This window comes from Dactylosporangium thailandense, from assembly GCF_059739745.1.
The window spans coordinates 7,197,817-7,222,957 of the sequence record NZ_AP029195.1 but is presented as its reverse complement, the minus strand read 5'-3'; the positions used below and the strand labels follow the sequence as shown (position 1 = coordinate 7,222,957).

At 72.7% G+C, this 25,141-nt stretch carries 26 protein-coding genes; 14 read left to right on the top strand and 12 right to left on the bottom strand.

Annotated features, from left to right (window positions below):
• Positions 1 to 11 precede the first annotated feature (11 nt).
• Genes AC6JBM_RS31935 through AC6JBM_RS31925 form a run of 3 tightly spaced genes read left to right on the top strand, consistent with a single transcriptional unit; the run spans position 12 to position 1,896 of the window.
• Positions 12 to 416 (top strand): nuclear transport factor 2 family protein, encoded by a 405-nt coding sequence (locus AC6JBM_RS31935; RefSeq protein WP_497977733.1) that lies wholly within the window; start codon positions 12 to 14, stop codon positions 414 to 416.
• The gene (locus AC6JBM_RS31930; RefSeq protein WP_497977732.1) at positions 413 to 1,318 is read left to right on the top strand and encodes an acyl-CoA dehydrogenase family protein; all 906 of its coding nucleotides are present in this window, start codon (positions 413 to 415) and stop codon (positions 1,316 to 1,318) included. The genes AC6JBM_RS31935 and AC6JBM_RS31930 overlap by 4 nt, the downstream gene beginning before the upstream one ends.
• 20 nt (positions 1,319 to 1,338) lie before the next feature.
• On the top strand, positions 1,339 to 1,896 hold the full coding sequence (locus tag AC6JBM_RS31925) for a VOC family protein (RefSeq protein WP_350618358.1): 558 nt from the start codon (positions 1,339 to 1,341) through the stop codon (positions 1,894 to 1,896).
• A 39-nt stretch (positions 1,897 to 1,935) separates the two neighbouring features.
• Here AC6JBM_RS31925 and AC6JBM_RS31920 read toward each other — a convergent pair whose 3' ends face one another.
• Entirely contained in the window at positions 1,936 to 2,121 is a 186-nt protein-coding gene (locus tag AC6JBM_RS31920) for a hypothetical protein (protein ID WP_497977731.1), read from the bottom strand.
• On the opposite strand from AC6JBM_RS31920, the gene AC6JBM_RS31915 reads away from it, so the two are divergent.
• Genes AC6JBM_RS31915 through AC6JBM_RS31895 form a run of 5 tightly spaced genes read left to right on the top strand, consistent with a single transcriptional unit; the run spans position 2,114 to position 9,436 of the window.
• Positions 2,114 to 3,190 carry an ABC transporter substrate-binding protein gene (locus AC6JBM_RS31915; RefSeq protein WP_497977730.1) on the top strand — a complete coding sequence of 359 codons (1,077 nt, stop codon included), beginning with the start codon at positions 2,114 to 2,116 and terminating at the stop codon, positions 3,188 to 3,190. The genes AC6JBM_RS31920 and AC6JBM_RS31915 overlap by 8 nt on opposite strands.
• A 13-nt stretch (positions 3,191 to 3,203) precedes the next feature.
• Positions 3,204 to 6,680 (top strand): ABC transporter permease subunit, encoded by a 3,477-nt coding sequence (locus AC6JBM_RS31910; protein ID WP_497977729.1) that lies wholly within the window; start codon positions 3,204 to 3,206, stop codon positions 6,678 to 6,680.
• Positions 6,673 to 8,190: an AMP-binding protein gene (locus AC6JBM_RS31905; RefSeq protein WP_497977728.1), complete on the top strand. Its 1,518-nt coding sequence runs from the start codon at positions 6,673 to 6,675 to the stop codon at positions 8,188 to 8,190. The genes AC6JBM_RS31910 and AC6JBM_RS31905 overlap by 8 nt, the downstream gene beginning before the upstream one ends.
• A complete protein-coding gene (locus AC6JBM_RS31900) occupies positions 8,187 to 9,089 on the top strand; it encodes a phosphotransferase family protein (RefSeq protein ID WP_497977727.1) in 903 nt (300 codons plus the stop codon). The genes AC6JBM_RS31905 and AC6JBM_RS31900 overlap by 4 nt, the downstream gene beginning before the upstream one ends.
• 14 nt (positions 9,090 to 9,103) lie before the next feature.
• Entirely contained in the window at positions 9,104 to 9,436 is a 333-nt protein-coding gene (locus tag AC6JBM_RS31895; RefSeq protein WP_350618368.1) for a DUF6285 domain-containing protein, read from the top strand.
• Here AC6JBM_RS31895 and AC6JBM_RS31890 read toward each other — a convergent pair.
• Positions 9,433 to 10,053 carry a TetR/AcrR family transcriptional regulator gene (locus AC6JBM_RS31890; protein WP_497977726.1) on the bottom strand — a complete coding sequence of 207 codons (621 nt, stop codon included), beginning with the start codon at positions 10,051 to 10,053 and terminating at the stop codon, positions 9,433 to 9,435. The two genes, AC6JBM_RS31895 and AC6JBM_RS31890, sit on opposite strands and share 4 nt — an antisense overlap.
• Before the next feature lie 122 nt (positions 10,054 to 10,175).
• Between AC6JBM_RS31890 and AC6JBM_RS31885 the strand changes: the two genes are divergently transcribed.
• From AC6JBM_RS31885 to AC6JBM_RS31875, 3 genes are read left to right on the top strand one after another with little or no spacing between them, the layout of a single operon-like run.
• Positions 10,176 to 10,799, top strand: coding sequence for a carboxymuconolactone decarboxylase family protein (locus AC6JBM_RS31885; protein ID WP_497977725.1), 624 nt, complete (start codon positions 10,176 to 10,178; stop codon positions 10,797 to 10,799).
• The gene (locus AC6JBM_RS31880; protein WP_497977724.1) at positions 10,796 to 11,776 is read left to right on the top strand and encodes an NAD(P)H-dependent flavin oxidoreductase; all 981 of its coding nucleotides are present in this window, start codon (positions 10,796 to 10,798) and stop codon (positions 11,774 to 11,776) included. Before AC6JBM_RS31885 ends, AC6JBM_RS31880 begins: the two co-directional genes overlap by 4 nt.
• Entirely contained in the window at positions 11,773 to 12,552 is a 780-nt protein-coding gene (locus AC6JBM_RS31875) for an enoyl-CoA hydratase-related protein (RefSeq protein ID WP_497977723.1), read from the top strand. The genes AC6JBM_RS31880 and AC6JBM_RS31875 overlap by 4 nt, the downstream gene beginning before the upstream one ends.
• Positions 12,553 to 12,610: 58 nt before the next feature.
• Here the strand turns inward: AC6JBM_RS31875 and AC6JBM_RS31870 are convergent, their stop codons facing one another.
• Genes AC6JBM_RS31870 through AC6JBM_RS31855 form a run of 4 tightly spaced genes read right to left on the bottom strand, consistent with a single transcriptional unit; the run spans position 12,611 to position 16,545 of the window.
• Positions 12,611 to 13,417: a crotonase/enoyl-CoA hydratase family protein gene (locus AC6JBM_RS31870; protein WP_497977722.1), complete on the bottom strand. Its 807-nt coding sequence runs from the start codon at positions 13,415 to 13,417 to the stop codon at positions 12,611 to 12,613.
• The gene (locus AC6JBM_RS31865) at positions 13,414 to 14,595 is read right to left on the bottom strand and encodes an acyl-CoA dehydrogenase family protein (protein ID WP_497977721.1); all 1,182 of its coding nucleotides are present in this window, start codon (positions 14,593 to 14,595) and stop codon (positions 13,414 to 13,416) included. Before AC6JBM_RS31865 ends, AC6JBM_RS31870 begins: the two co-directional genes overlap by 4 nt.
• Positions 14,596 to 14,599: 4 nt before the next feature.
• Positions 14,600 to 15,766, bottom strand: a complete 1,167-nt coding sequence (locus tag AC6JBM_RS31860; protein ID WP_497977720.1) for a thiolase family protein — start codon at positions 15,764 to 15,766, stop codon at positions 14,600 to 14,602.
• A 20-nt stretch (positions 15,767 to 15,786) separates the two neighbouring features.
• Entirely contained in the window at positions 15,787 to 16,545 is a 759-nt protein-coding gene (locus AC6JBM_RS31855) for an SDR family NAD(P)-dependent oxidoreductase (protein ID WP_497977719.1), read from the bottom strand.
• A 99-nt stretch (positions 16,546 to 16,644) separates the two neighbouring features.
• On the opposite strand from AC6JBM_RS31855, the gene AC6JBM_RS31850 reads away from it, so the two are divergent.
• From AC6JBM_RS31850 to AC6JBM_RS31840, 3 genes are read left to right on the top strand one after another with little or no spacing between them, the layout of a single operon-like run.
• On the top strand, positions 16,645 to 17,256 hold the full coding sequence (locus tag AC6JBM_RS31850) for a TetR/AcrR family transcriptional regulator (RefSeq protein WP_497977718.1): 612 nt from the start codon (positions 16,645 to 16,647) through the stop codon (positions 17,254 to 17,256).
• Positions 17,253 to 18,020 carry an SDR family NAD(P)-dependent oxidoreductase gene (locus AC6JBM_RS31845; RefSeq protein WP_497977717.1) on the top strand — a complete coding sequence of 256 codons (768 nt, stop codon included), beginning with the start codon at positions 17,253 to 17,255 and terminating at the stop codon, positions 18,018 to 18,020. Before AC6JBM_RS31850 ends, AC6JBM_RS31845 begins: the two co-directional genes overlap by 4 nt.
• A 52-nt stretch (positions 18,021 to 18,072) precedes the next feature.
• The gene (locus tag AC6JBM_RS31840) at positions 18,073 to 18,723 is read left to right on the top strand and encodes a GntR family transcriptional regulator (RefSeq protein WP_497977716.1); all 651 of its coding nucleotides are present in this window, start codon (positions 18,073 to 18,075) and stop codon (positions 18,721 to 18,723) included.
• Here the strand turns inward: AC6JBM_RS31840 and AC6JBM_RS31835 are convergent.
• From AC6JBM_RS31835 to AC6JBM_RS31810, 6 genes are read right to left on the bottom strand one after another with little or no spacing between them, the layout of a single operon-like run.
• Positions 18,720 to 19,835, bottom strand: coding sequence for an alpha/beta hydrolase family protein (locus AC6JBM_RS31835; RefSeq protein ID WP_497977715.1), 1,116 nt, complete (start codon positions 19,833 to 19,835; stop codon positions 18,720 to 18,722). The genes AC6JBM_RS31840 and AC6JBM_RS31835 overlap by 4 nt on opposite strands.
• The gene (locus tag AC6JBM_RS31830; protein ID WP_497977714.1) at positions 19,832 to 20,707 is read right to left on the bottom strand and encodes an enoyl-CoA hydratase/isomerase family protein; all 876 of its coding nucleotides are present in this window, start codon (positions 20,705 to 20,707) and stop codon (positions 19,832 to 19,834) included. Before AC6JBM_RS31830 ends, AC6JBM_RS31835 begins: the two co-directional genes overlap by 4 nt.
• Positions 20,704 to 22,149 (bottom strand): 4-hydroxyphenylacetate 3-hydroxylase N-terminal domain-containing protein, encoded by a 1,446-nt coding sequence (locus AC6JBM_RS31825; protein ID WP_497977713.1) that lies wholly within the window; start codon positions 22,147 to 22,149, stop codon positions 20,704 to 20,706. The genes AC6JBM_RS31830 and AC6JBM_RS31825 overlap by 4 nt, the downstream gene beginning before the upstream one ends.
• On the bottom strand, positions 22,149 to 23,699 hold the full coding sequence (locus AC6JBM_RS31820; RefSeq protein WP_497977712.1) for a class I adenylate-forming enzyme family protein: 1,551 nt from the start codon (positions 23,697 to 23,699) through the stop codon (positions 22,149 to 22,151). Before AC6JBM_RS31820 ends, AC6JBM_RS31825 begins: the two co-directional genes overlap by 1 nt.
• Positions 23,671 to 23,976: a hypothetical protein gene (locus AC6JBM_RS31815; protein WP_497977711.1), complete on the bottom strand. Its 306-nt coding sequence runs from the start codon at positions 23,974 to 23,976 to the stop codon at positions 23,671 to 23,673. The genes AC6JBM_RS31820 and AC6JBM_RS31815 overlap by 29 nt, the downstream gene beginning before the upstream one ends.
• On the bottom strand, positions 23,973 to 25,139 hold the full coding sequence (locus tag AC6JBM_RS31810; RefSeq protein ID WP_497977710.1) for an acyl-CoA dehydrogenase family protein: 1,167 nt from the start codon (positions 25,137 to 25,139) through the stop codon (positions 23,973 to 23,975). The genes AC6JBM_RS31815 and AC6JBM_RS31810 overlap by 4 nt, the downstream gene beginning before the upstream one ends.
• Between the last annotated feature and the right edge of the window lie 2 nt (positions 25,140 to 25,141).

Genomic DNA, 25,141 nt, shown 5'->3' with positions numbered 1-25,141 from the left:
TAGGAATCGTGATGACGACGAGCGAATCCACGACCAGCCCGGCGGACGTCTCGCTCGCGCTGGCCGAGCGTCTGACCGCGGCGATCGACGCCAACGACCTCGACGCGCTGCGCAACGAGATCTACACCCCCGACGTGGTGGTCTGGCACAACGACGACCAGCACGAGCAGCGCGTCGAGGAGAACCTCAAGGTCCTGAACTGGCTGCACCGCAAGGTCGGCAACAAGCGCTACGAGGACGTGGTGCGCCACGCGACGCCGACCGGCTACGTGGAGCAGCACGTGCTGCGGGGCACCGCTCCGAACGGCACCGAGCTCGAGATCCACGCGTGCCTCGTGGTGACGGTGTCCGACGGGCGGATCTCCCGCATCGACGAATACCTCGACAGCCAGGCCGCCGCCGCCCTACGGCCGTGAGTCAGCTCAGCGCGGCCGAGCGCGACGCATGGCGCGCCTCGGTCGCCGCAGTCGTCGCCCGCTGTACGGCCGGCGGATCCTGGGACGCGCTGTTCGACCTCGGTGTGGCCGAGATCGGGCTCGAGGACCTGGGAGTGGCGATCGAGGAGTGCGGGGCCGTCCCGGCCGCCACGCCGTTGCTGGGTCACATGTTCGGCCTGCGGGCGCTGCACGCCGCGCCCGCGTCGCCGGACCGTGACCGGCTGCTGGCGGGCCGGCAGCGGTTGGCGCTGGTGCTGCCCGACGGCCACGCGCTCGAGGGTGGCGCGGCCGACTGGTTCGTGGTCACGGCGGAGACGGGCCTGTCCGTGGTGCCGGCCGATCGCGTCGACCGGCGCCCACTGTCCACACTGGACCCGTCGCGGGTCCTCTGGCGCGTCGAGTTCGACGGGTCGGCGGCGACGCCGCTCGGCGACTGCACCGGGGAGCGGCTGCGCTCCGAGCTCGCCGCGCTGGTCGCCGCCGACTCCATCGGCGGCGCCCGGGCCGTGCTGCGCGACGTCGTGGCCTATGCCCGGCAGCGCATCCAGTTCGGCCGCCCGATCGGCTCCTTCCAGGCGGTCAAGCACCGGCTGGCCGAGGTGTCGAGTCAGCTCGACGGCGCGGTGGCGGCGGTCGAGTACGCGCTGCGCCGGCTGGACCTCGACGCACCGGACGCGACGCTGGCCGCCTCGGTCGCGAGGCTCGCCGCGGTGGACGCCTACCTGGCGGTCGCCGAGGGCGCGATCCAGACGTACGGCGGCATCGGCTTCACCTGGGAGCACCCCGCGCACATCTTTCTCAAGCGGGCCCACACCAACAGTCAGCTCGTCGGCGGTGCGGCGTCGCACCTGGAACTGGTCGCCGGCCAAGCCGGGATCTGAGCACCTTCGAAGGGGGAACCATGGCCGAGAGAGAGTTCGAGATCGGCGGCATCAACCACCTCGCGCTGGTCTGCAGCGACATGCGCCGCACGGTGGACTTCTACACCAACGTGCTCGGCATGCCCCTGATCAAGACGGTGGAGCTGCCGGACGGAATGGGGCAGCACTTCTTCTTCGACTGCGGCGGGGGCAACGCCCTGGCCTTCTTCTGGTTCCCCGGTGCGCCGCAGAAGGTTCCCGGCGTGACCCACCCCGGTGCGATGCCCGGGTTCGGCGACATCGCCAGCGCCGTGGCGTCGATGAACCACGTGGCGTTGCAGATCCCGGTCGACAAGTTCCACGAGTACCGCGACCGCCTCAAGGCCAAGGGCGTGGAGGTCGGCCGGGTCCTGTTCCACGACGACAGCCCGTCCACCATCGCCACGCGCATGCACGACGGCGTCTACGTCGGCTCGCTGTACTTCTTCGACCCGGACGGAATCCTGCTGGAGTTCGCCGCCTGGACCAGGGCGTTCACCCCCGAGGACGTCCGCCACGAGCCGGCCGCGCCCGCGGCACCGGCGACCGCCAAAGCGTGATCGAAGCTCCGTTCCATTTTTCTGAAACTAATGTCAGTATCAGGCCCACACCCCTTTCCTGGCCTTGATGGAGGCATCCATGAGGACGCTGCGAACCCGCCTCGCGGCGGCGCTTGTCCTGCCGCTCGTCGCCTTATCCGCCTGTAGCAACGACAAGAGCAAGTCACCCGCCGCCGCCCCGGGCGGCGGGTCCTCGGCCGGCGCGCCGGTGAAGATCATGCTCATCTACGACGAGACCGGTTCGGGCGCCGCCCCCGAGCTCGTCGACGGCGCGAACGCCGGGCTGGCCCGCGTGAACGCGAACGGCGGCATCAACGGCCGGCCGGTCGAGCTCACCGTCTGCAAGACCGGCAACGACCCGAACACCGCCGACAACTGCGCCCGCCAGGCCCAGAGCCTCGGGGTCGCGGCCGTGGTCGGCGAGCTGACCCTGCAGAAGGGCCACGAGAAGATCCTCCGGGAGGCGAAGATCCCGATCATCGGCGCCGTCACCTCCGGCACCGACCTGACCGAGGTCGCCCAGTTCCCGCTGGACGGCAGCACCCCGATCCAGACCGCGTCGCTGGCCAACGCGCTGGCCGCGCAGGGCTTCAAGAAGATCAGCATGGCCCGCATCCAGATCGACGGCGGCGGGGCGTTCAGCGGCTTCGCCAACCAGGGCCTCACGTCCGCCAACCAGAAGATCCTCAACGACGTGCCCGTGCCGACCGGCGCCCCCGACATGGCGCCCTACGTGCAGGCCGTGCTGGCCAACGGCACCGACGCCATCCTGACCGTGCTGCCGGGGACCGACTCGACCGCCTTCATCAAGCAGCTCAAGAAGGACAACCCGAACATCGCGATCGGCATCATCGGCACGCAGAAGGAGAAGGTCGCCGACGCGCTCGGGACCGCCTCGGACGGGCTCTACGAGGCGCTGGGCTACCTGCCGCCGTCGTACGAGAACGCGGCGACCAAGAACTTCGTCGCGGACATGTCGAAGCTGGGCTTCTCCGAGACGCGGGGCTTCCGGCTCAACGCCTACGCCGCCGTGCTCGCCTTCGCCGCGGCGGCCAAGAAGGTGCCCGAGCCGACCAGCACCGCCCTGTGGGACGCGCTGCCGACGATGAGCGGCATCGACATCGGCCTGACGCCGCCGATCCAGTGGCAGAAGGGCAACGTGGGCGGCTACCCGCGGATCTTCACCTCCTGCGCCTTCATCGTGAAGTACAGCGGCGGCAAGGAGCTGCCGGTGTACGACACCTTCCGCGACGCCTACACCGGCCAGAACTGCACGACTCCCGCCAAGAGCTGAGGATCGGGCCCCCATGCTGACCGACGTGATCAGGTTCGCCGTGCTCGGACTCGGAGCCGGCGCGATCTATGGCTTGTCCGCCCTCGGGATTGTGCTCATCTACCGCGGCTCCGGCATCCTGAACTTCAGCCAGGGCGCGGTCGGCATGCTGGGCGCCTACGTCTTCTACCTGCAACGCGAGGACGGCATGTCCACGCCGGTGGCGGCACTGCTCGCCGTCGGCGTGGGCCTGGCCATCGGCGCGCTGGTCCATCACCTGGTGATGCGGCCACTGCGGGACGCACCGCCGGTCTCGCGGCTCATCGCGACGCTGGGTGTGTTCGCGTTGCTCTTCGGCCTGGGCCAGTACCTCTTCGGCGTCGGGCAGGCCCGGATCGTCCACTCGATCCTGCCGGGCGGGTCGACGACCGTCCTGCCCGGCATCAGGATCGGCACCGACCGGCTCGCCATCCTCGGCGTCGGGATCGTGCTCGCCGTCGTGCTCACGGTCGTGTACCGCTCCACCCGCTTCGGCCTCGCCACCTCGGCCGTGGCCGAGAACGGGCGGGCGAGCTCGGCGCTGGGCATCTCCCCGGACACCATCGCGACCGTGAACTGGATGGTGGGCTGCGCCCTCAGCGTCGTATCGGCCGTGCTCATCGTCAGCATCGGCACGCTGCAGGTGGAGAACCTGGCGATGCTCATCGTGCCGGCCCTCGCCGCCGCCCTGCTCGGCGGCTTCAAGTCCTTCCCGCTGACGATGGCCGGCGGGCTGCTGATCGGCATGCTCGAGTCCGAGGTGGCCTGGATCGGCACGCGTCAGCACGCCGACGGCTGGGGCCAGACGGTGCCGTTCATCGTCATCATCCTCGTGCTCGTCGTCTCGGGGCGGTCCCTGCCGCTGCGGGGCGAGGCGATCCAGCGCCCGCCGCAGCTCGGCAGCGGCACCGTGCGACCCTCGGTGCTGATCGGCGCCGGGCTCGTCGCCCTGGGGCTGCTGTACTTCGTGTTCCCGCCCGCCCTGCTCGGCGCGACCGAGATCACCCTCGCGCTCGGCCTCGTCGTACTGTCCATTGTGGTCGTCACCGGCTACACGGGACAGCTGTCGCTGGCCCAGATGGCGCTCGCGGGCATGGGCGCCTGGATCGCGGCCCGCCTCGTCGCCGACCACGGCGTGCCCTTCTGGGCGGCGCTGCTGATCGGCGTCGCCGGCGCGATCCCGGTCGGCATCATCGTCGGCCTGCCCGCCCTGCGGACCCGGGGCATGAACCTGGCCGTGGTGACGCTCTGCCTGGCCGTCGTGCTGGAGCACCAGATCTTCTCCTCGACCGAGCGCACCGGCGGGTTCACGGGCATCAACGTGGGCTCGCCGAAGATCTTCGGCATCGACATGGACACGTACTTCTGGCCCAGCCGCTACGCGATCTTCTGCCTGGTGCTGTTCGTCCTGGCCGCCCTGATGGTGGCGAACCTCCGGCGGGGCCGGGCCGGGCGGCGCCTGGTGGCGGTCCGGTCGAACGAGCGCGCGGCCGCGAGCATCGGCATCAGCGTGGCCCGCGCGAAGATCTTCGCCTTCGGCATCTCGGCCGGCCTGGCCGCGGCCGGCGGCGTCCTGCTGTCGTTCCGGCAGCCGAACGTGACGTTCGTGCCGACGTACACCGCCTTCCAGTCCATCTTCGCGGTCGTGTTCTCGATCATCGGCGGCATCGGGTACCTCGTCGGTGCCGTCATCGGCGCCATGTACGCGCCGGCCGGCCTGCTCTCCGGAGTGATCTCGCAGCTCTTCCCCGGCACCGCGTTCGCGCAGTTCATCTCGCGCAACGAGGTCGGGCAGATGATCCTGGGCCTGACGCTGCTGCTCGTGCTGCCGCAGCTGCCCAACGGCCTGGCCACGCAGCGGCTGCCCGGATGGCTGGTGCCCAAGTGGGTGCGGGCGCGCGGCGGCCGCCGGGTCCGCCGGCGCGACATCGCCGAGCTGGACGGGGCGACGACGTTCAGCGTGACCGAGCGGCCGGTGGACGTGAGCGGGCTGACGGTGCGCTTCGGCGGCGTGACCGCGCTCGACGGGGTGGCGCTCAAGCTCGTGCCGGGGCAGGTCCACGGGCTCATCGGGCCGAACGGGGCCGGCAAGACGACGCTGATCGACGCGCTGACCGGGTTCGTGGAGAGCCCGGGCGCCTCGATGACCCTCGACGGCCAGGACATCAGCCGCTGGCCGGCCCAGCGCCGCGCCGCGGCCGGCATCAGCCGCTCCTTCCAGAGCCTCGAGCTGTTCGAGACGATGACGGTCCGGGAGAACCTGCTCGCCGCGAGCGACCGCCGGGACTGGCTCGCGTTCCTGACCAACCTCGTCGCCCCGGGCCGGGAGCGGTACTCGCCGGCGGCGCTGGCCGCGATCCGCGAGTTCCACCTGGAGGACGACCTCGAGCGCAAGCCCGACGAGCTGCCGTACGGCCGCCGCCGCCTGCTGGCCATCGCCCGGTCGGTCGCCACCGGCGCCTCGGTCCTGCTGCTCGACGAGCCGGCCGCCGGTCTCGACGACACCGAGACCGCCGAGCTCGGCCACCTCATCCGCCGGCTCGCCACCGAGCTGCGGATGGCGGTACTGCTGGTGGAGCACAACGTCTCCGTCGTGCTGGACGTGAGCGACCAGGTCTCGGTGCTCAACTTCGGCAAGGTGATCGCCACCGGAACGCCCGCGGAGATCCGCTCCGACCCGGCCGTCATCACCGCCTACCTCGGCGACGCCACCAAGACCGGGCCGGTCGAGGTGGTCGAGCGCGAACGGCCCGCCGAGAACGGGGCGGCCGCGGACGGCGAGCCGCTCATCGAGGCCCGCGGGCTCAGCGCCGGCTACGGGGACCTGGCCGCGCTGCGGGACCTCGACCTGGTGGTCCGGCCCGGCGAGGTCGTGGCGCTGCTGGGACCCAACGGCGCGGGCAAGACCACGACGCTGCTGACCCTGGCCGGGGAGCTGAAGCCGCTGGCCGGTTCCGTGCTGTGGCGCGGCAAGCCGGCCTCGGCCCGGCTGCACCGGCGGGCTCGGGAGGGCATGGCCTTCGTACCCGAGGAACGGTCGGTGTTCATGCAGCTGAGCGCGGCCGAGAACCTGCGGCTCGGCCGGGGCGCGCGCTCGGTCGCGCTGGAGACGTTCCCCGAGCTCGCCCCGCTGCTCGACCGCCGGGCCGGCCTGCTGTCCGGTGGGGAGCAGCAGATCCTGACCCTGGCCCGGGCGCTGGCCGGGCGGCCCGCCCTGCTGCTCGCCGACGAGCTCTCGCTCGGCCTGGCGCCCCTGGTGGTCGACCGGCTGCTGCGCGCCATCCGGCAGGCCGCCGACGACGGGCTGGGTGTCCTGCTCGTCGAGCAGCAGGCGGCGCGGGCGCTGGAGGTGGCCGACCGGGCCTACGTGCTGCGGCGCGGCCGGGTCGTGGCCGAAGGCAGCTCGGGCGAGCTCGCCCGGGACTGGCCGAAGCTCGAACGCAGCTACCTGAGCGAGGTCGCGAGTGGCTGAGCTGGACCCGGCCCGCGTGCTGCCCGGCCTCATCCGCCGGCGGGCGACCGAGCTGGCGGACAAGGACTTCCTCATCGACACCGAGCGCGGGCGGGTCACGTACAGCGCGTTCCAGCGGCGGGTCGAGGAGTTCGCCGGGCTGCTGCGGGAACAGGGCGTGGGCCCGGGCGACCGGGTCGCCGTGCTGCTGCCCACGTGCATCGACGAGCAGGCGCTGTGGATCGCGTGCGGATGGCTGCGCGCGGTCCAGGTGCCGATCAACCCGGCGTACCGCGGCGACATGCTCCGGCACGTGCTGCACGACTCCGCGCCCCGGCTGATCGTGACGACCGGGCCCCGGGCCGACGAGCTCCGGCAGGCCGCGGATCCGGGGGCCGCCCTCGTCGCCCTGGAGCTCGGGCAGCCGCTGGCGTTCGATCCGGCGGTGCTCGCGGGCCTGGACGATCCGAAGCCCTGGGACACCGCCGCCATCATCTACACCTCCGGCACCACCGGGCCGTCCAAGGGCGTCCTCACGCCCTGGGGACAGCTCGTCACCGGGATCGACACGTTCGACGACATCGGCCCGGGGGACGTGCTCTACGCGCCGTTCGCCGCGTTCCACCTGGGCGGCAAGGTGCCGCTGCAGATCGTCGCCCACTGGGGCGGCTCGTTCGTCTTCCGCGACGGCTTCAAGACCGACCGCTTCTGGCCGGACGTCCGCGCGCACTCCTGCAACCGGGCCTGGGCCTTCTACGCGATGGCGAACTTCATCTGGCAGCAGCCGCCGCGCCCCGACGACCGCGACAACCCGGTCGAGAGCATCACCGGCGGCCCGCTGCTGCCCGACTACGCCGCGTTCGAGCGGCGGTTCGGGCTGCGCATGCGGACCAACTACGGGATGACCGAGGCCGGCTGGCCGATCGCGACCGGCGACCACGTGGTCGACCACCGCAGCTGCGGCCGCGCCCGGGACGGGTTCGAGCTGCGCATCGTCGACGACTTCGACACCGAGGTGCCGGCGGGCCACATCGGCGAGCTGATCGTCCGCTCCGACCGGCCGTGGACCATGAACCTGGGCTACCTCGGCCGGCCCGCGGAGACCGCTCACGCCTGGCGCAACGGCTGGTACCACACCGGCGACGCCTTCCGCCGGGACGAGGCGGGCAACTACTACCTCGTGGACCGGGTCAAGGACGCGGTCCGGCGGCGCTCGGAGAACGTCTCCTCGTTCGAGGTCGAGTCGATGGTCACCGCTCACCCGGACGTCCTGGAGTGCGCCGCGATCGGCGTGCCGTCCGACGACGGGGAGGAGGAGATCAAGATCTGCGTCGTGCCCATGCCGGACGTGAAGCTCGACGCCCCGGCGCTGGCCGAGTTCCTGTCGGCCACGATGCCGCGGTTCATGGTTCCGCGGTACATCGAGTTCCTCGACGAGCTGCCGAAGACCCCGACGAGCAAGGTGCGCAAGGTGGAACTCAAACGCGACCCGTTCACGGCGGGCACGTGGGACCGGGTGGCCGGCCGATGAACGAGACGGCGCTCACCGCGGCCCTCGGCGCGCCGGTGACCGGACTGGAGCGGCTGACCGGCGGCTCGTCCCGGGAGGTCTGGGCGTTCGAGTCCGCGGGCCGCAGGTTGATCCTGCTGACCGATCCCGCCGGGGAGCAGCGCGGCGGGGGCGCCGCGTTCGAGGCGAGCGTCATCCGCGCGGCCCGCTCGGCCGGGGTCGCGGCGCCTGAGGCGGTCGCCGTGGTGCCCGGCGGGCTCGTCCTGCAGCGGCTCGAGGGCGAGACCGTGCCGCGCAGGATTCTCGACGGGCTGGCGACCGGCTCGGCCGGGCCGCGGCTGGCGCGCCAGTGCGGCGACGCCCTCGGCCGGCTGCACACCGTCGATCCCGGTGCCATCGCGGGCCTGCCGGACGAGGACCGGCTGGTGGAGTACCGCGCGACCCTGGACCGCCTCGACCCCGACCGCCCGGTGCTCGAGCTCGCCTACGGGTGGCTGCTGCAGCGGCGGCCGGCGCGCCGGCGCACGGCCGTGACCCACGGCGACTTCCGGCTCGGGAACTTCGTGGTGGACGGCGACGGGCTCGTCGGGATCCTCGACTGGGAGTCCACCCACCGCGGCGATCCGCTGGAGGACCTCGGATGGATCGCGGTGCGCAGCTGGCGCTTCCGGGGACCGGGCGTGGTCGGCGGCTTCGGCGACGTCCGGGACTTCCTCGACGGCTACCGGGCCGCGTCGGGCGAGGACGTGTCCGACGCCGACTTCGCGTGGGCGGTCGTGCTCGGCACCTGGATCTGGGCCGTCGGCTGCCTGCAACAGGCGGACCGGCACCTGTCCGGGACGACCCGCTCGATCGACCTGGCGCTGGTCGGCCGGCGGGTGGTCGAGGTGGAGCACGACCTGCTCGGGCTGCTCCGATGACGACGGGAGAACACATGCCATCGCACGCCGCGGTGCCCGGCCACGACGAGCTGCTGACGGCCGTCGTGGAGACGCTGCAGGCCGAGATCCTGCCGGAGGCCGGCGGACGCGCCCGCTATCTGCTCAAGGCGTGCGTCGCCGCGCTCGAGACGGTGCGGCGGGATCTGGCCGCCGGATCCGAGCGCGAACTCGTCGACGGCGCGGTCTTCGCGGAGCTCGGCGTGCCGGACGAACGGGCCCTGGTCGCCGAGATCAGGGCCGGCCTCGACCCCGCCCGGTTCGCCCAGATGGTCGCGGCGCTGGGCCGGCGCACCGAGGTCGAACTGCGCGTCCTCGGCCGCGCCTAGTCATGGTCCTCCGGGCGCCAGTAGATGGCGTGGTACCAGATGCTGGCCAGCGAGTCGATCGCCGCGTCCTCGTCGACGTGGGAGTCGCCGTTGTCGCCGCCCTGAGCCAGCCACACGTAGCAGGAGAGCTCGAGCATCGAGGACAGCGCGGACGAGGTCATCCGCACGTCGATGCCCGGGCAGTAGCCGTCCTTCTGGGCCCGCTCGACGCCCTGGGCGATGAACTCGATGGCCGACTGCCGGATCTCCCGCCAGCTCTCCAGGAAGGCCGGGTCGGCCATCGAGGCCTGGAACACCCCGCTGAGCGCGCCGAGCCGGTCGCGGTAGGTCTCCCAGAAGATGGTGATCGCCGTGCGGATGGCCTCCTGCGGCGGGCGGCCCTTCTGGTACGGCACCGCGATCTGCGCGCGGGTGTCCTCGTGGAAGGCCTGGGCGAGGGCGGCGAGCACGTCGGCCTTGTCGGTGAAGTAGTTGTAGAAGCTCGCGGGCGACCGGCCCGCCGTGCGCGCGATGTCCTCGACCTTGGTCGAGAGGTACCCGCGGGTCGCGAACTCCTTGCGGGCCGCCTCGAGAAACGCGGCCGCCGTGCGCGCTCCCTTGGAGTACTGGCGTGGCATCGCTCCTGCTTTCCGTCGTCTTCCCGCGTCTCGGGGGGGAACTAAAAGTGATATTAACATCAAGTTTTTCGTCCGATTTCGGGCGTGCGCGACAGGAGACAGCGGTGCCCAGACTCCGTGAAGTGTCCCGGACCGAGACCGACGACCCGCTGGTCCTCGGCTGCTACGACCGGATGTTCGACGACCGGGACCCGGTGGCCGAGCCGGGCACCGCGACCGGCACGCCGGGCAACTGGTGGACGGTGTTCGCCCTCGTGCCGGACGTGCTCAAGCACGCCGTGCGGGGTTTCACGCTGTACCAGAGCCCGAAGCGGCACCTCCCGCCCGACCTGCGCGAGCTGGGCCAGGCCCGGGCCGGCTGGGCGATCGGCAGCCAGTTCGTCTACTCGCAGCACGCCAAGGCCTGCCGCGGGGCCGGGCTGAGCGACGAGCAGGTCGCCGCCATCCCCGGCTGGCAGGTCTCCCCGCTGTTCGACGCCCGGCAGCGGGTGGTGCTGGCCTACGCCGACGCGCTCGCGCTGGCCGGCGGCCGGGTGGCCGACGAGGTCTTCGACGCGCTGCGCGAGCACCTCACCGACGAGCAGATCCTGGAGCTCACCTACATCACCGCGCTCTACGTGCAGCACGCCATCATGTCGCGGGCGCTGCGCACCGAGTTCGACGCGGCCGCCGACCCGGTGGTCGAGATCGCCGCGCCGGAGGGCTTCGACCCGAAGACCGGCCTGGCCATCGGAGGAATGGCATGATCGAGACGCGCTTCACCCGGGAGTTCGGCGTCCGGCACCCCATCGTGCAGGGCGGGATGCAGTGGGTCGGCCGGGCCGGGCTGGTGGCCGCGGTGGCGGACGCCGGCGCGCTCGGGTTCATCACCGCGCTGACCCAGCCGACGCCCGAGGACCTGGTCAAGGAGATCGCCCGCTGCCGTGAGCTGACCGACCAGGAGTTCGGCGTCAACCTCACGATCCTGCCCGCGATCACGCCGCCGCCGTACGCCGAGTACCGCGACGCGATCATCGAGTCGGGGATCCGGGTCGTGGAGACGGCCGGCTTCAGCCCGAAGGACCACATGCCCGCCTTCAACGCCGCGGGCATCAAGGTGATCCACAAGTGCACGAGCGTGCGGCACGCGCTCAAGGCCGAGTCGCTCGGGGTGCACGCGGTGAGCATCGACGGCTTCGAGTGCGCGGGCCACCCGGGGGAGGACGACGTGCCCGGGCTCATCCTCATCGCGGCCGCCGCCGGCCGGCTGACCGTCCCGATCGTCGCCTCGGGCGGGATCGCCGACGCCCGCGGCCTGGTCGCCGCGCTGGCGCTGGGGGCCGACGCGGTGAACATGGGCACCCGGTTCATGTGCACGGTGGAGGCCCCGGTGCACGAGAACGTGAAGCGGCGCATCGTCGAGTCGACCGAGCTCGACACCACCCTGATCTTCCGGACGCTGCGCAACACCTCGCGCGTCGCGATCAACTCCGTCAGCAACGAGGTCGTCGAGATCCTGCGGGCCGGAGGCCAGTTCGCCGACGTGCGCGAGCTCGTGGCCGGCGTCCGCGGCCGCGAGGTCTACGAGACGGGCGAGCTGGAGCGGGGTCTTTGGACCGTCGGGCAGTCGCAGGCGCTGATCGACGACATCCCGACCGTGGCCGAGCTGGTCAGCCGGATGGTCGCGCAGGCCGAGGAGCTCATCACCGCGAAGCTGGGCACCCTGGTCGTGGCGGGACGATGACGGACGACGCCGTGCGGGTCACGGTCGACGGCCCGGTCGCGACGGTCACCCTGGCCCGCCCCGACCGGCTCAACGCCCTCGATCTGGCGGGCATGCGACTGCTGGCCGGCCGCCTGCGCGAAACGGCCGGCCGGCCCGGTGTGCGCTGCGTCGTGCTCACCGGCGAGGGGCGGGCCTTCTGCGCCGGCGCCGACGTCTCCCCGGCGGGCGCGGCGACCGGCGGCGCGGACGGCCGGGCGATCGTCGCCGCGGCCAACGAGGTCGTCCTCGCCGTGGTCCGCGCCGGCATCCCGGTCGTCGCCGCGGTGAACGGTCCGGCGGTCGGCGTCGGCGTCTCGTTCGCCGTCGCCTGCGACGCCGTGCTCGCCGCCGACACGAGCTGGTTCCAGCTGCCGTTCGTCAAGATCGGACTGCTGCCCGACGGGGGAGCGACCCACCTGCTCCCGGCCGCGATCGGGCGGGTGCGGGCCTCGCGGATGGCGCTGTTCGCCGAGCGCGTGCCGGCGCCGGTCGCGCTGTCATGGGGCATGGTCTCCGACGTCGTCGCGGCCGCCGACCTCCTCGAGACCGCCCGCGCGCTGGCGGCCGGGACGGCCGGCGCGTCGCGGGAGGCGCTGCGGCGCACCAAGCGGGCGCTCGGGCGGGCCGGTGCCGACGAGCTCGAGGCGGCCATGCGCCGCGAGCTGGAGGACCAGGGGGAGCTGCTGGACGGCCCCGACTACGCGGAGGGCCTGGCCGCCCTCCGGGAGCGCCGGGACCCGGTCTACCCCGCGTAGCGACGGCCGCCGGACTTCCTCGCGGGGAGGAGATCCGGCGGCCGCCGGACACCTCCGGCTACCGGCCTTCCCAGACCGGCGCCCGCTTCTCGGCGAAGGCGGTGGGCCCCTCGACGGCGTCCCGGCTGCCGAAGACGATGCCGGTCGCCTCGTCGTTGACCGTCCACGGCTCGAGCCGCGACCACTGCGGGTCCCAGTCCGAGCCGGCCTCGGCGACCTGGTGCATGACCCGCTTCGTGTACTGCACCGACAGCGGCGCGTTGGCCGCGATGCGCTCGGCCAGCGCCATGGCCTCCTCGAGCGCGGCCCCGGGCCGGGCGACCACGTTGACCAGGCCCCACTCGGCCGCCTCGCGCACGTCGACGGCGTCGCCGGTGAGCGCCATCTGCAGGGCGCGCTTGAGCGGAATCTGCCGCTGCAGCCGCACCACCCCGCCCGCCGCCGCCAGCAGGCCCCGCTTGACCTCGGGCAGGCCGAGCCGCGCGTCCTCGGCGGCGACCACCAGGTCACAGGCCAGCGCGATCTCGGTGCCGCCGCCCATGGCGAACCCGTTGACGGCCGCGATGAGCGGCTTGTCGATCCAGTGCCGGACGAGACCGGCGAAGCCCCATTCCGGGTGCTCCGGCGCGGCGACCGAGCGTCCGGCGGCCAGCTCCTTGAGATCGGCGCCGGCGCAGAAGGCCCGGCCGTTGCCGGTCACCACCACGACCCGCACCTCGGGGTCGGCCACCGCCCGCTCCAGCGCCTCCCCGACCGCGGTGGACAGCTCGGCGTTGACGGCGTTCAGGGCCTGCGGCCGGTTCAGCCGGATCACGGCGATGTGGCCGGCCCGCTCATAGAGGGCGGCCGGTTCGGCGTTGGTCATCGGGTCTCCAGCACGTCGCGCGCGATGATGTGTTTCATGATCTCGGTGGTGCCGCCGTAGATGGTGGTGACGCGGGTGTCGGCGTACGCCCGGCCGATGGGGTACTCGAGCATGTACCCGTAGCCGCCGAACAGCTGGACGCAGCGGTCGACGAGGCGCTTGTGCATCTCCGTCGCCCACCACTTCGCCTTGGCCGCGTCCACCGCGTTCAGCTCGCCGCGGTTGAACCGCAGCACGGCGTCGTCCACGTAGGCCTGGGACACCTCCAGCTCGGTCAGCATCTCGGCGATGGCGAACCGGGTGTTCTGGAACGAGGCGATGGGCTGGCCGAACGCCCGCCGCTGGGCGATGTAGTCGACGGTCCAGGCGAGCGCGGCGCGGGCGCCGGCACAGGCGGCGACGGCGATCCCCAGCCGCTCCAGCGGCAGGTGGCTCATCAGGTAGGACAGCCCGCGGCCGACCTCGCCGAGGACGTTGCCGGCGGGGACGATCGCGTCGTCGAAGTACAACTCGGCGGTGTCCTGGCTTTTCAGCCCGACCTTGGCGAGCTTGCGGCCGCGCTCGAAGCCGGGCATGCCCCGCTCGACGACCAGCAGGCTGAACGCCCGGCTCCCGGCGCCGGGGTCGGGATCGGTCCGGGCGACGACGATCACGAGGTCGCTCAGGATGCCGTTGGTGATGAACGTCTTGGCGCCGTTGAGCACCCAATGGTCGCCGTCGCGGCGGGCCGTCGTGCGGATGCCCTGCAGGTCCGAGCCGGTGCCGGGTTCGGTCATGGCGATGGCGCCGATGCTCTCGCCCGAGCACAGCGCCGTCACCCACCGCTCGGCCTGGGCCGGGGTGGCGAGGTCGAAGAAGTAGGGCAGCACGATGTCCGCGTGGACCGAGAACCCCGCGCCGAGCGACGTGGCGCCGGCCCTGGCGAACTCCTCCATCATCGCGCAGCGGAAGCCGAAGTCGCGGATGGCCCCGCCGCCGCCGTACTCCTCCGGCGCGTTGATGCCCAGCAGCCCCTGCCGCCCGGCCTCGAGCCACGGCTCACGCGGGATGATGCCGGCCTCGTCCCAGGCCTCGACGTGCGCGGTGACGTGCCGGCCGAGGTACTCGGCGACAGTGGCGCGGAACGCCTCGTGGTCGGCGGTGAAGAACGGGCGGCGGGCCCAGAGATCCTTGGCCATGTCGTCAGAGGCGCTCGATGACGGTGGCGTTGGCCATGCCGCCGCCCTCGCACATGGTCTGCAGCCCGTACCGGCCGCCGGTGGCCTCCAGGTGGTGCAGCATCGTGCCCATCAGCCGGATGCCGGAGGCGCCGAGCGGGTGGCCCAGCGCGATGGCGCCGCCGCGGGGGTTGAGCTTCTCGAGGTCGCCGCCCAGCTCGGCGAGCCAGGCCAGCGGCACCGGGGCGAAGGCCTCGTTCACCTCGTAGGCGTCGATCGCGTCGATGCCCAGGCCGGCCCGCTCCAGCACCCGCTGGGTGGCCGGGATCGGCGCCGTCAGCATGAGCAGCGGGTCGTCGCCGGCGACCGCGAACGCGTGGAAGCGGGCCCGCGCGCGCAGGCCGAGCCGCTCGGCCACGTCCTCGCCCATGATCAGCGCCGCGGAGGCGCCGTCGGTCAGCGGCGAGGAGTTGCCCGCCGTGATCCGCCAGTCCAGGTCCGGGAACCGCTCGCGCATCTCGGGGGTGTCGAAGGCCGGTCGCAGCGCGGCGAGGCTCTCGGGAGTCGTCGCCGGGCGGATCGTCTCGTCGGCCGCGAACGCGTCCACCGGCACGATCTCGCCGTCGAACCCGCCGGCCTTCGCGGTCTCGGCGGCCAGGCGGTGCGACCGCGCGGAGTACTCGTCGAGCCGCTCCCGCGAGAGCCCCCACTTCTGGGCGATGAGCTCGGCCGAGACGCCCTGGTTGACCAGCCCCTCCGGGTAGCGCCGGGCGACCGAGGGCCCCTGCGTGTCCTGACCCATCGCGGTGACACCCATGGGAACCCGGCTCATCGACTCCACACCACCGGCGACGACGATGTCGTAGGCGCCCGCCATCACGCCCTGCGCGGCGAAGTGCACCGCCTGCTGGCTGGAGCCGCACTGCCGGTCGATGGTCGTGGCGGGGACCGACTCCGGCCAGCCCGCGGCGAGCACGGCGGTGCGGCCGATGTTCAGGGCCTGCTGGCCGGCCTGGCCGACGCAGCCGGTGATGACGTCCTCGACCCGCCCCGGGTCCAGGTTGTTGCGCTCGGCGAGGGCGCGCAGCACGGTGGCGTACAGCTCCACCGGGTGCACCCCGGACAGCCCTCCACCCGGCTTGCCCTTGCCCGACGGGGTCCGGACGATGTCGACGATGACCGCTTGACGCATGGTCTCTTCCTCCAGATCTTCTAGCGCGGGGCCATGCGGATGGCGCCGTCGAGGCGGATGGTCTCGCCGTTCAGCATCGGGTTGGCGACGATGGCCGCGACCAGTTGCGCGAACTCCGCCGGGCGGCCGAGCCGGCTCGGATGCGGCACCTGGGCGCCCAGCGAGTCGCGAACCTCCTGCGACAGCTGGCCCAGCAGCGGGGTCTCGAAGGTCCCGGGGGCGACGGTGACGACGCGGATCTTCAGGCCCGCGAGGTCGCGGGCGATCGGCAGCGTCATGCCGACGATGGCGCCCTTGGACGCCGAGTACGCGGCCTGCCCGACCTGCCCGTCGAACGCGGCCACCGACGCGGTGTTGACGATGACCCCGCGCTCCTCGCCGGTGACCTCGTTCCCCGCCATCGCCGCGGCGGCCAGACGCAGCACGTTGAAGGTCCCGACCAGGTTCACCCGGATCACCCGCTCGAAGTCGGCGAGCGGGAACGGCCCCTGCTTGCCGACGGTCCGGAACGCGTTGCCGATGCCCGCGCAGTTGACCAGCACGGCCAGGCCGCCCTCGTCGTTGGCCAGCTCGACCGCCGCCGCGACCGCCCCCTCGTCGGTCACGTCGGCGCCGGCGAACCGGACCGCGTCGCCGAGCGCGTCGAGCGCGCCGCGGTCGGCGCCGGGCAGGTCGAGGGCGACCACCCGGGCCCCGGCGGCGGCGAGGGTCTCCACCGTCGCCAGCCCGAGCCCGGACGCGCCTCCGGTCACCAGTGCCTGCTTGCCCCGGACTTCCATGCCACGACCTCCGCACCCGGTTGACTGAGTTAGCGCTCGCTAAGCTAGCGTACTTAGCGAGCGTTTGCTAGGTTCCAGGTCCGGCCGAGATGAGGTGACATGAGCGACTGGCGCGAGTACCCCCCGCTCGAGCTGCAGCCACTCCTGGCGCTGGCGCTGGACGAGATCGTCGAGCACGGCTACGACGGCACCTCGGTGCGCAAGATCGCCGGTCGCGCGGGGGTCACCGTGCCGGCGCTCTACTACCACTTCGAGAACAAGCAGGCCATGCTCCGGGAGCTGCTCGACCACGCGATGCGGATCGTGCTCACGCACGCCCGGGCCGCGCTGGAAGAGGCCGGCACCGACTGCACGGCCCGGCTCAGCGCGCTGGTCGAGGCCATCGTCCTCTACACCGCGCACCATCGCGACCTGGCGTTCCTCGACTCCGAGCGGCGCAGCCTCACACCCGAGAACCGGGCGCACTACATCGCCCGGCGCGACGAGCTCGAGCGCGAGCTGCGCGACACGATCCGCGGGGGAGTCGAGCAGGGCGTCTTCCGCACCCCGCACCCCGACGAGTGCGGCCGGGCGATCCTGTCGATGTGCCAGGGCGTCGCCGGCTGGTTCCGGCCGGGCGGGCCGGTCGACGCGCCCACCATGGCCCGCCGGTACGCCGACCTCGCGCTCGCCACCGTGCAGCACCACACCGGCGAAGGGGCGCCACGATGAGCGGGCCCCTCGACGCGTTCCGGCTCGACGACCGGGTGGTGGTCATCACCGGCGCGAGCTCCGGGCTCGGGCTGGGATTCGCCCGGGCGGTCGCGGCCGTCGGCGGCATCCTGGTCCTCGGCGCCCGGCGCGTGGACCGGCTGAACGCGATCGCGGACGAGCTGCGGGCCGCGGGGGCGTCCGTCCTCGTCCAGGCGGTGGACGTCACGGTGCCCGAGCAGTGCCAGGCGCTGGCGGACGCGGCCACGGCGGAGTTCGGGCGCGTCGACGTGCTCGTCAACAACGCCGGCCTCGGCGGCTCCGTGCCGGCCCTGCGGGACACCCCCGACGGCTTCCGCCAGGTGATCGACGTGAACCTGCACGGCACGTTCTGGATGGCGCAGGCCTGCGCCCGGGTCATGCCGCCGGGCTCGTCGATCGTCAACGTGGCGAGCGTCCACGGCGTGGTGGCCTCGCGGTTTCCGGGGGCCTCCTACGCGGCGAGCAAGGCGGGCGTGATCGGGCTGACCCGCGACCTCGCCCAGCAGTGGTCCCGCCGCAAGGGCATCCGGGTCAACGCCCTGTGCCCGGGCTACGTCGCCACCGAGATGACCGCGACGGGCGAGGAGCACCTCCGCGCCATGGTCGCCGAGCACAGCCTGCTGGGCCGCTTCGGCGAGCAGGCCGAGGTCGACGGGGCGCTGCTGTTCCTGGCCAGCCCGGCATCCTCGTACGTCACCGGGACGACCCTGCTTGTGGACGGCGGCCTCTCGGCGACGATCTGAACCATTAGAATCGCGCCCGGATCTATGACGACAAGCGTCCCGGGGAGCGTGGATGGCCAAGGCGGCCGAGACGGCGTACGAGGCCATCCGCGCCGGCATCCTGTCCGGCGAGTTCGCCCGCGGTCAGCGGCTGCGCGAGGAGGAGCTCGCGGCGCGCGCCGGGGTGTCCCGCACGCCCGTCCGCGAGGCGCTGCGCCGCCTGGACGCGGAGGGCCTGGTCGAGTTCGCGCCGAACCGCGGGGCGCGGGTGGTCGCCTGGTCGGAGCAGGAGCTCGAGGACAACTACGAGGTCCGCGCGATGCTGGAGAGCTACGGGGCCCGGCTGGCCGCGGAGCGCATCACCGACGAGGAGCTCGACGCGATCGCCGGGATCGCGGCCCGGATGACCGCGCTGAGCCGCAAGGGCGCGGCGGCCGCCGACGAGCTGACCGTGCTCAACGGCGACTTCCACCGCGCGATCCTGCAGGCCTCCCGGCACACCCAGCTCGACAGCATCGTCCGCGGGATCATGGACACCCCGCTGATCTTCCGCACCTTCCAGCGCTACGGCGGGGAGCGCATGCGCACCAGCGTGCGCCAGCACGCCGAGCTCGTGCAGGCGCTGCGGGCCCGCGACGGCGCCTGGGCCGAGGCGGTCATGCGCGCGCACATCCTGGCCGCGCGCTCGATCATCGTGGCGTCGCTGCGCGACGAGGAGGACTAGCTTCGGCCCTTGAGCCAGTCCGCGAGGGTGTCGGCCACGGTGTCGCGATTGCTCTCCGAGTCCGCGAAGTAGTGGTCCCCGGGCAGCGTCACGAACGCCTTGTCGGACGTCGCCGCCCCGTCGTACAGGCTCCGGGCGTCGCTCGGGAAGACGCCGGTGTCGGCGTCGGGCTGCACCACGAGCGTGGGCAGGTCGAGGCGCGCCAGGTGCCGTGCGGCGACGCAGTCGGACTCCTCCAGGCTGAACATGTTGAGCCAGGTGCGCATCGTGTTCACCACGCCCACGCCCATGACGCCGTAGTTGGCCCGCTTGGGATCGCCGAAGTAGCACAGCGGCGTCGGACGGTTCGACGGGTCGATGCTCGGGTCGACGTAGCGGGGGTCGGCCCAGGTTCGGCCCATGGTGAAGATCCGGTCGCGGGCCGGCCGGTCCCGCGCGGCGTCGAGCTGCTCCTTGCACCACGCGGTCAGCCGCCGGTTGCGCGCGATCTGGGCGGCCCGGTAGCGCTCCAGGAACTCCGCGGAGTAGGAGCCGCCATGGCGCGGGTCGTACATGTCGAGCTCGGGGTCGACCGAGTTCGGGTCGTTCTCGTCGACCACCGACGGGTCCATGGTCCGCGTGATCCATTCCGGCCGTCCGGGGTGCGCCGCCAGGAACACCATGAGGTCGCCGGGCGGCAGGTGCAGGGCCGGCTCGAAGACCTTGGACCGGCCGTACGGCGGGCGGATGTTCGGCTCGCGCGACTGCGAGTGGTACGCCGCCATCAGCGAGCCGCCGCCCGAGTTGCCGAGCAGGACGACCCGCTCGACGCCGCGGTCGCGCAGCAGCCGCACGCCGACCCCGATCTCGGCCAGGGCGTGGTCGAGGGAGAAGAGGTGCTCGGCCCCGCGGAACCGGGTGTTCCAGCCGAGGAACCCGTAGCCGCGCTCCGCCATGCGGGTCGCCATGTAGTGCTCGGAGAAGTCGACGTTGTAGTGGCTGGCGATGAGGGCCGTGCGCGGCGCCCGGCCGGACGGGGTGTAGTAGATGCCCTGGCACGGGTGGCCACCGGCGCCCGCACGTCCCAGCGCCGGGGACGGAACCCCGATGAACTCTCGGTCGATGGCGGTCATGCGCTGTCCTCCCCGGGATCGGTGGGCCATTGCGGAAGATCGGTTGAGGGACGGCCGGTCCAGGCGGGGCGGCGGTGCCGCAGGAACGCGTCCACACCCTCGCGGGCGTCGGGGCGCTCGAGCAGCGCCTCCATCACCAGCCGCTCCCGGCGGCTGTGCGCGAACGGGTCGGCGTCCACCGCCTCCCAGAGCAGGCGCTTGGTCGCCGCGACCGCGACCGGCGCGGCGTGCTCGACGATGTCGCGGGCGAGGGCCTGGGCGCGCGCGAGGACCTGGTCCCTCGGCAGCGCCGAGACGGCCAGCCCCCACATGGCGGCCTCGGTACCGGTGAAACGGCGGCCGGTGAGCAGCAGCTCCTGGGCCCGCCCGAGGCCGACGTGCCGGACGAGGTTCCAATGGCCCATCCACTCCGCGGTCACGCCGAGCCGCACGAACGGCAGCGCGAGCACGGCGTCGTGGGCGACGAGCCGTACATCGCACTGCATCGCCAGGGTGAGCCCGGCGCCCACCGCGGCGCCCTGGATCGCGGCGACCACCGGCTTGCGCACCTGGTAGGGCGCGAGCCACTCGACGCCCGGGCCCTCCGCCTCGGCCCCGCCGAAGCCGTTCCCGGTCATCTCCGAGCCGGCCGAGAAGGCCCGCCCGGCGCCGGTCAGCACGACCGCCCCGACCTCGTCGGCGGCGTCGCACCACCGCAGCACGGCGCTGAGCTCGTGGTTCATGGTGCGGTCGATCGCGTTGAGCCGCTCGGGCCGGTCCAGGGCCACCGTGACCACGCCGTCGTCGGTCTCGCACCGCAGCCGGGTGAGCCGCTCGGGCCGCTCGGCGCCGGACGTGTCGGCCCAGGCGAACGTGTTCTCCTCGTAGTTCACACGGCCGCGTTCGGGTCGTACCCGTGCGGACCCAGCCGCTCGAGGTCGGTGAGCACCTCGCCGGACGCGCTGATGCCGGCGGTCTCGCGGGCCAGCGCCTTCGCGTTCTCCATGTCGAAGTGGGCCGTCACGACCACCTTCTGGGCGTAGAGCCCCCCGCCGGCCTGGATCACGGTCACGTGCTTCCAGCCACCGTAGGAGTCGGCGGTGAAGTCGCGGATCGTGTGGAACAGCCGCATCCGGTAGTCGGCGTCGACCCCGTCCATCGTGCGCATGTACTTGCGCAGGTCGGCCGCGGTCTCCGGGTTGTGCAGGTCGCGCAGGGACGGCGCGGTCAGCACCGAGCCGCCCGCGATGTCGTGCAGGTTGCGCACCATCGTGCTGAACTGCGCGGCCGCGTGGTACTTTGCCGCGTTCGTGAAGAGCTCGTCGGGCGAGGCCCAGCCCTCCGGGGTGAAGGTGGCGTGGGTCATCGCCGCCTCGAACGCGGCGCGGATGAGCGTCGCGTAGGTGATCATCTCGGCGATCTTGTCCTTGATGTGCGCGATCCGCTGCAGGCCGTTGGCCTCGGCGACCAGCTGCGCCAGCCCCACGAGGGTGTCCGCGAGGCGCACGTAGCTGCCGACGCTGCCGAGGCGCTCCCACAGGCCCAGGGAGTGCACGAAGGTCGCCGAGTGCTCCAGCTCGCCCGCCAGGAAGACGCGCTCGTTGGGGACGAAGACGTCGTCGAAGACGATGAGGCCCTCGGTCATCACGTGCCGGGAGCTGTACGGGTAGAAGTCCGGGTCCAGGTCGGGCCGCGGCGCGAACGAGGCGTTGATGACCCTGACGCCGGGCGCGTTGATCGGCACCGCGGCGGCCACGCTCCAGTCCTCCTCGCCCGGCTTCATCCGCTTGGTCGGCATGACCATGACGTCGTGCGAGACGGCCGCCGAGGAGATGTGCATCTTCGCGCCGCGGATGACGACCCCGTCGCGACCGCGGTCGACGATGCGGACGTAGAGGTCGGGGTCGTCCTGCTTGCCGGGGGGCAGCGCGCGGTTGCCCTTGGCGTCGGTGATCCCCTGCACGATGCGGATGTCGCGGCGCTTGCTGTCTTCGAAGTAGGCCAGGGCCCGCTCGGCGTAGAGCGGGTGCTGCGCCCGCATCCGGCTGGCCGCGGTCAGCACCATGAGCAGGCTGGCCGACGTGGAGATGGTCGGGAAGTCCCAGTGCAGCTGCCGCTGCTGGGACTCGCGCAGCTCCTCCACGGAGGTCGGGATGAAGAAGTACGGGCCGTGGACGTCGTCGCCGGGCTGGTAGTGCTGGTCATAGCCGAGCGCCGCGGCGAGGGCGGGCCCGCGCAGGAGCGGATCGGCGGTCACGTCGGGCACCGAGTGGCCGTTGACGAAGATGCGCCGGCCGTCCCGGAGGGATTGCAGGTACTGGTCTCCGGTGAGCATCAGGACGGCTCCTCAACGTAGGAAACTTGGTCGGCCAGAAGTTCACGCAGCCGCAGCTTGTCGATCTTGCCGGCCGGGTTGCGGGGGAAGGTCTCGACGACGACGATGCGCTGCGGCACCTTGTAGCTGGCCAGCCTGCCCCGGCAGTGCTCCTTGACCTCGGCCGCCGACGGTGCGCTGTGGCCGTCGCGCAGCGCCACGACCGCGGTCACCACCTGGCCCCAGTGCGGGTCCGGCTCGCCCACGACCGCGATCTCGGCCACCGCCGCGTGCCCGCCCACCACGTCCTCGATCTCGACGGGGTAGACGTTCTCGCCGCCGCGGATGATCATCTCGTCGGCCCGGCCGGCCAGGTGCAGGAAGCCCTCCGGGTCCTTCCAGGCGAGGTCGCCGGCGACGAACCACCCGTCGCGGACGGCCCGGGCGGTGAGGTCGGGCCGGTCGAGGTAGCCGCTCATCACGGTGTCGCCCCGGCTGGCGATGACCCCGATCTCCCCGTCCGGCACCTCGTTGCCGTCGGGGTCGAGCAGCCGGACGTCGCAGCCGAAGGCCGGCCGGCCGATCGTGCCGAGCAGCCACTCCTCGCCGGCGAGGGCCCGCCGGTGGTCCTCGGGCCGCAGGACCAGCTGGCCGCCCGCCTCGGTGCCCGCGCCGAACCCGTTGTGCAGGTCGCAGCCGAAGACCTCGACCATGCGCCGGATGACCGAGGTGGGCATGGGCGCGCCGCCGTACATGATGGAGCGCAGGCCGGAGAAGTCCGCCTCCGCGAGCTTCGGGTGCTCGAGCAGCTGGATGATCATGCTGGGGACGAGCGTCGTGTGCCGCACGCGCCCGGACCCGAGCCAGGACAGCGCGAGGTCGGCGTCCCACTGCGGCATGACCACGGAGGCCCCGCCCCGGGCCAGGCCGTAGAGCACGTGGCCGAACCCGGCGGCGTGGAAGAGCGGGGCGCCGGCGTAGATCAGGTCGCCGGGCCGGAGGCCGAGCTCCAGGATCCCCGACTGCGTGATCGCCTTGACCATGCGCTGCGACTGCAGCACGCCCTTCGGGGTGCCGGTCGTCCCGCTGGTGAAGGAGATGCTGAGGATGTCGTCGTCGCCGGTGACCGCCGAGAGCTCGCCGCCGTCCGGGCCGCTGGCGAGGAACTCCTCGTAGCCCGACTCGAACTGGATCGCGACGCGGAGCCCGCACTCGTCGACGATCTCCTGGTACCGGGCGCTGTGGAAGATCACCTGGGCGCCGCTGGCCGCCAGCACCGTGCGGATCTCGGCCGGCGACAGGCGGAAGTTGAGCGCCACGTACGTCGCGCCCAGCTTCATGCAGGCCAGCAGCACCTCGATGTACTCGATGGAGTCCACCGCGAGCAGGGCGACCCGGTCCCCACGGCCGATCCCGATCCGCCGCAGCGCCCGGGCGAGCCGGGTGATCCGCGCCTCGCCCTCGGCGTACGTGCGGGTCCGGCCGTCCGCGGCCACCAGGAAGGCGGCCCGCGGGGTGAAGCGCGCCTGCAGGGTGACCCAGTCACCTGGTGCCAGTCCGGAAAGCTGCACGGGGTTCCCTCCTCACGTGCATGCGCACCTCGTCGCCCTCCACCCACCCGTGCCGCCGGGCGTGATCCAGCATGGCGTCGAACTCGTCGCGCCATCGGGCATCGCTCGCCCGGTCACCGGCCAGCCGCAGCAACGTCCGGGTGGTCACGAAGACGTGGCCGTCCTCCTGGCGTCCCCAGTCGCCGACGGCCGCGTCCCCGGCGATCTGCGCGCTGAGCCGCCGCAGGTCGTCGAGCTCCGCCAGCGAGACCCCGCCCTCCTCGACCCGCAGGATCATCGTCCGGCCTTCCCGGCGTAGAACGAGGCGAGCTGGGTGTCCTCGCCGTGCGCGGCGAGCACGGACGCGGTCAGCAGCCGGGGCTGCTGACCCGTGGAGTCGAGCAGCTGCCGGTTCGACACGGCTCGGCGGTAGTACAGATGGGCCGGGTGCTCCCACGTGAACCCGATGCCGCCGTGCAGGTGGATCGACTCGCGGGTGATCTCGGCGGCGACCCGGCCGCAGTACATCCGCGCGACGGCCAGCCCGGCCAGCGACTCCGGCCGCCGGCCGATCGCGTCGTTGTGCTGCACCGAGCGCACCGCGACCGACAGGGCGGAACGCGCCCGCTCCAGCGAGACCAGCAGATCGGCGCACTTGTGCTTGACCGCCTGGAACGAACCGATCGGCCGGCCGAACTGGGTGCGCACCTTGACGTAGTCGACCGCCATCTCCAGCGCGCGCTCGGCGGCGCCCACGCACTCGGCCGACATGCCGAGGATCGCGCCCTGGCGGATGGCCGCCACCCCGGCGCGGGCGCGGTCCTGCTCCGCGAGCAGCTCGGCTCGGGCGCCCGCCAGGCGTACCGCGCCCATGCGGCGGGTCAGGTCGAGCGTGGACAGCGGGACGATCTCGACGCCGGGGTCGCTCGCCTCGACCCAGAAGAACGCGTGGAACCCCTGGTAGTCGGCGAGCACGAGCAGGGCGTCGGCCACGGTCGCGTCGACCACGCAGGGCAGCTCGCCGCTGATCTCGAAGTCTCCACCGGCGGCGGCCTTGGCGTGCGGGTACTCGAGCGGGAACTTCTCCTCGATGGGCAGCACCGGCACCGCGACGAGGTCACCGGCGGCGATACGCGCGAGCCGCCCGCGGTTCGCCTCGTCGTCGGCGAGGGCCACCAGCGCCGCGGCCACCAGCGAGGTGGTCAGGAACGGGCCGTCGTCGAGCGCCCGGCCCAGCTCGGTGTGGACGGCGACCTCCTCCGCCAGTCCCATGCCCGCGCCGCCGAACTCCTCGGGAATCCGGACGCCGGGCAGCCCCAGCTCGCTCGCCTGGCGCCGCCAGCGATCCCGGTCGAGCCGCCGGACCTCGTCGGGGTCGAGCGCCCCGCCGCGCAGCGCGGCTCCGGGGTCTCGTTCGAGGTGATCGCGGACCACCCGCCGCAACTGCTCGATCTCGTCCATGC

Coding starts and splice junctions, on each gene's coding strand:
- AC6JBM_RS31935 (WP_497977733.1), top strand. CDS start 12: ATGACGACGAGCGAATCCACGACCAGCCCGGCGGACGTCTCGCTCGCG.
- AC6JBM_RS31925 (WP_350618358.1), top strand. CDS start 1,339: ATGGCCGAGAGAGAGTTCGAGATCGGCGGCATCAACCACCTCGCGCTG.
- AC6JBM_RS31915 (WP_497977730.1), top strand. CDS start 2,114: ATGCTCATCTACGACGAGACCGGTTCGGGCGCCGCCCCCGAGCTCGTC.
- AC6JBM_RS31920 (WP_497977731.1), bottom strand. CDS start 2,121: ATGAGCATGATCTTCACCGGCGCGCCGGCCGAGGACCCGCCGCCCGGG.
- AC6JBM_RS31910 (WP_497977729.1), top strand. CDS start 3,204: ATGCTGACCGACGTGATCAGGTTCGCCGTGCTCGGACTCGGAGCCGGC.
- AC6JBM_RS31900 (WP_497977727.1), top strand. CDS start 8,187: ATGAACGAGACGGCGCTCACCGCGGCCCTCGGCGCGCCGGTGACCGGA.
- AC6JBM_RS31895 (WP_350618368.1), top strand. CDS start 9,104: ATGCCATCGCACGCCGCGGTGCCCGGCCACGACGAGCTGCTGACGGCC.
- AC6JBM_RS31890 (WP_497977726.1), bottom strand. CDS start 10,053: ATGCCACGCCAGTACTCCAAGGGAGCGCGCACGGCGGCCGCGTTTCTC.
- AC6JBM_RS31880 (WP_497977724.1), top strand. CDS start 10,796: ATGATCGAGACGCGCTTCACCCGGGAGTTCGGCGTCCGGCACCCCATC.
- AC6JBM_RS31875 (WP_497977723.1), top strand. CDS start 11,773: ATGACGGACGACGCCGTGCGGGTCACGGTCGACGGCCCGGTCGCGACG.
- AC6JBM_RS31870 (WP_497977722.1), bottom strand. CDS start 13,417: ATGACCAACGCCGAACCGGCCGCCCTCTATGAGCGGGCCGGCCACATC.
- AC6JBM_RS31865 (WP_497977721.1), bottom strand. CDS start 14,595: ATGGCCAAGGATCTCTGGGCCCGCCGCCCGTTCTTCACCGCCGACCAC.
- AC6JBM_RS31860 (WP_497977720.1), bottom strand. CDS start 15,766: ATGCGTCAAGCGGTCATCGTCGACATCGTCCGGACCCCGTCGGGCAAG.
- AC6JBM_RS31855 (WP_497977719.1), bottom strand. CDS start 16,545: ATGGAAGTCCGGGGCAAGCAGGCACTGGTGACCGGAGGCGCGTCCGGG.
- AC6JBM_RS31850 (WP_497977718.1), top strand. CDS start 16,645: ATGAGCGACTGGCGCGAGTACCCCCCGCTCGAGCTGCAGCCACTCCTG.
- AC6JBM_RS31845 (WP_497977717.1), top strand. CDS start 17,253: ATGAGCGGGCCCCTCGACGCGTTCCGGCTCGACGACCGGGTGGTGGTC.
- AC6JBM_RS31840 (WP_497977716.1), top strand. CDS start 18,073: ATGGCCAAGGCGGCCGAGACGGCGTACGAGGCCATCCGCGCCGGCATC.
- AC6JBM_RS31835 (WP_497977715.1), bottom strand. CDS start 19,835: ATGACCGCCATCGACCGAGAGTTCATCGGGGTTCCGTCCCCGGCGCTG.
- AC6JBM_RS31825 (WP_497977713.1), bottom strand. CDS start 22,149: ATGCTCACCGGAGACCAGTACCTGCAATCCCTCCGGGACGGCCGGCGC.
- AC6JBM_RS31815 (WP_497977711.1), bottom strand. CDS start 23,976: ATGATCCTGCGGGTCGAGGAGGGCGGGGTCTCGCTGGCGGAGCTCGAC.
- AC6JBM_RS31810 (WP_497977710.1), bottom strand. CDS start 25,139: ATGGACGAGATCGAGCAGTTGCGGCGGGTGGTCCGCGATCACCTCGAA.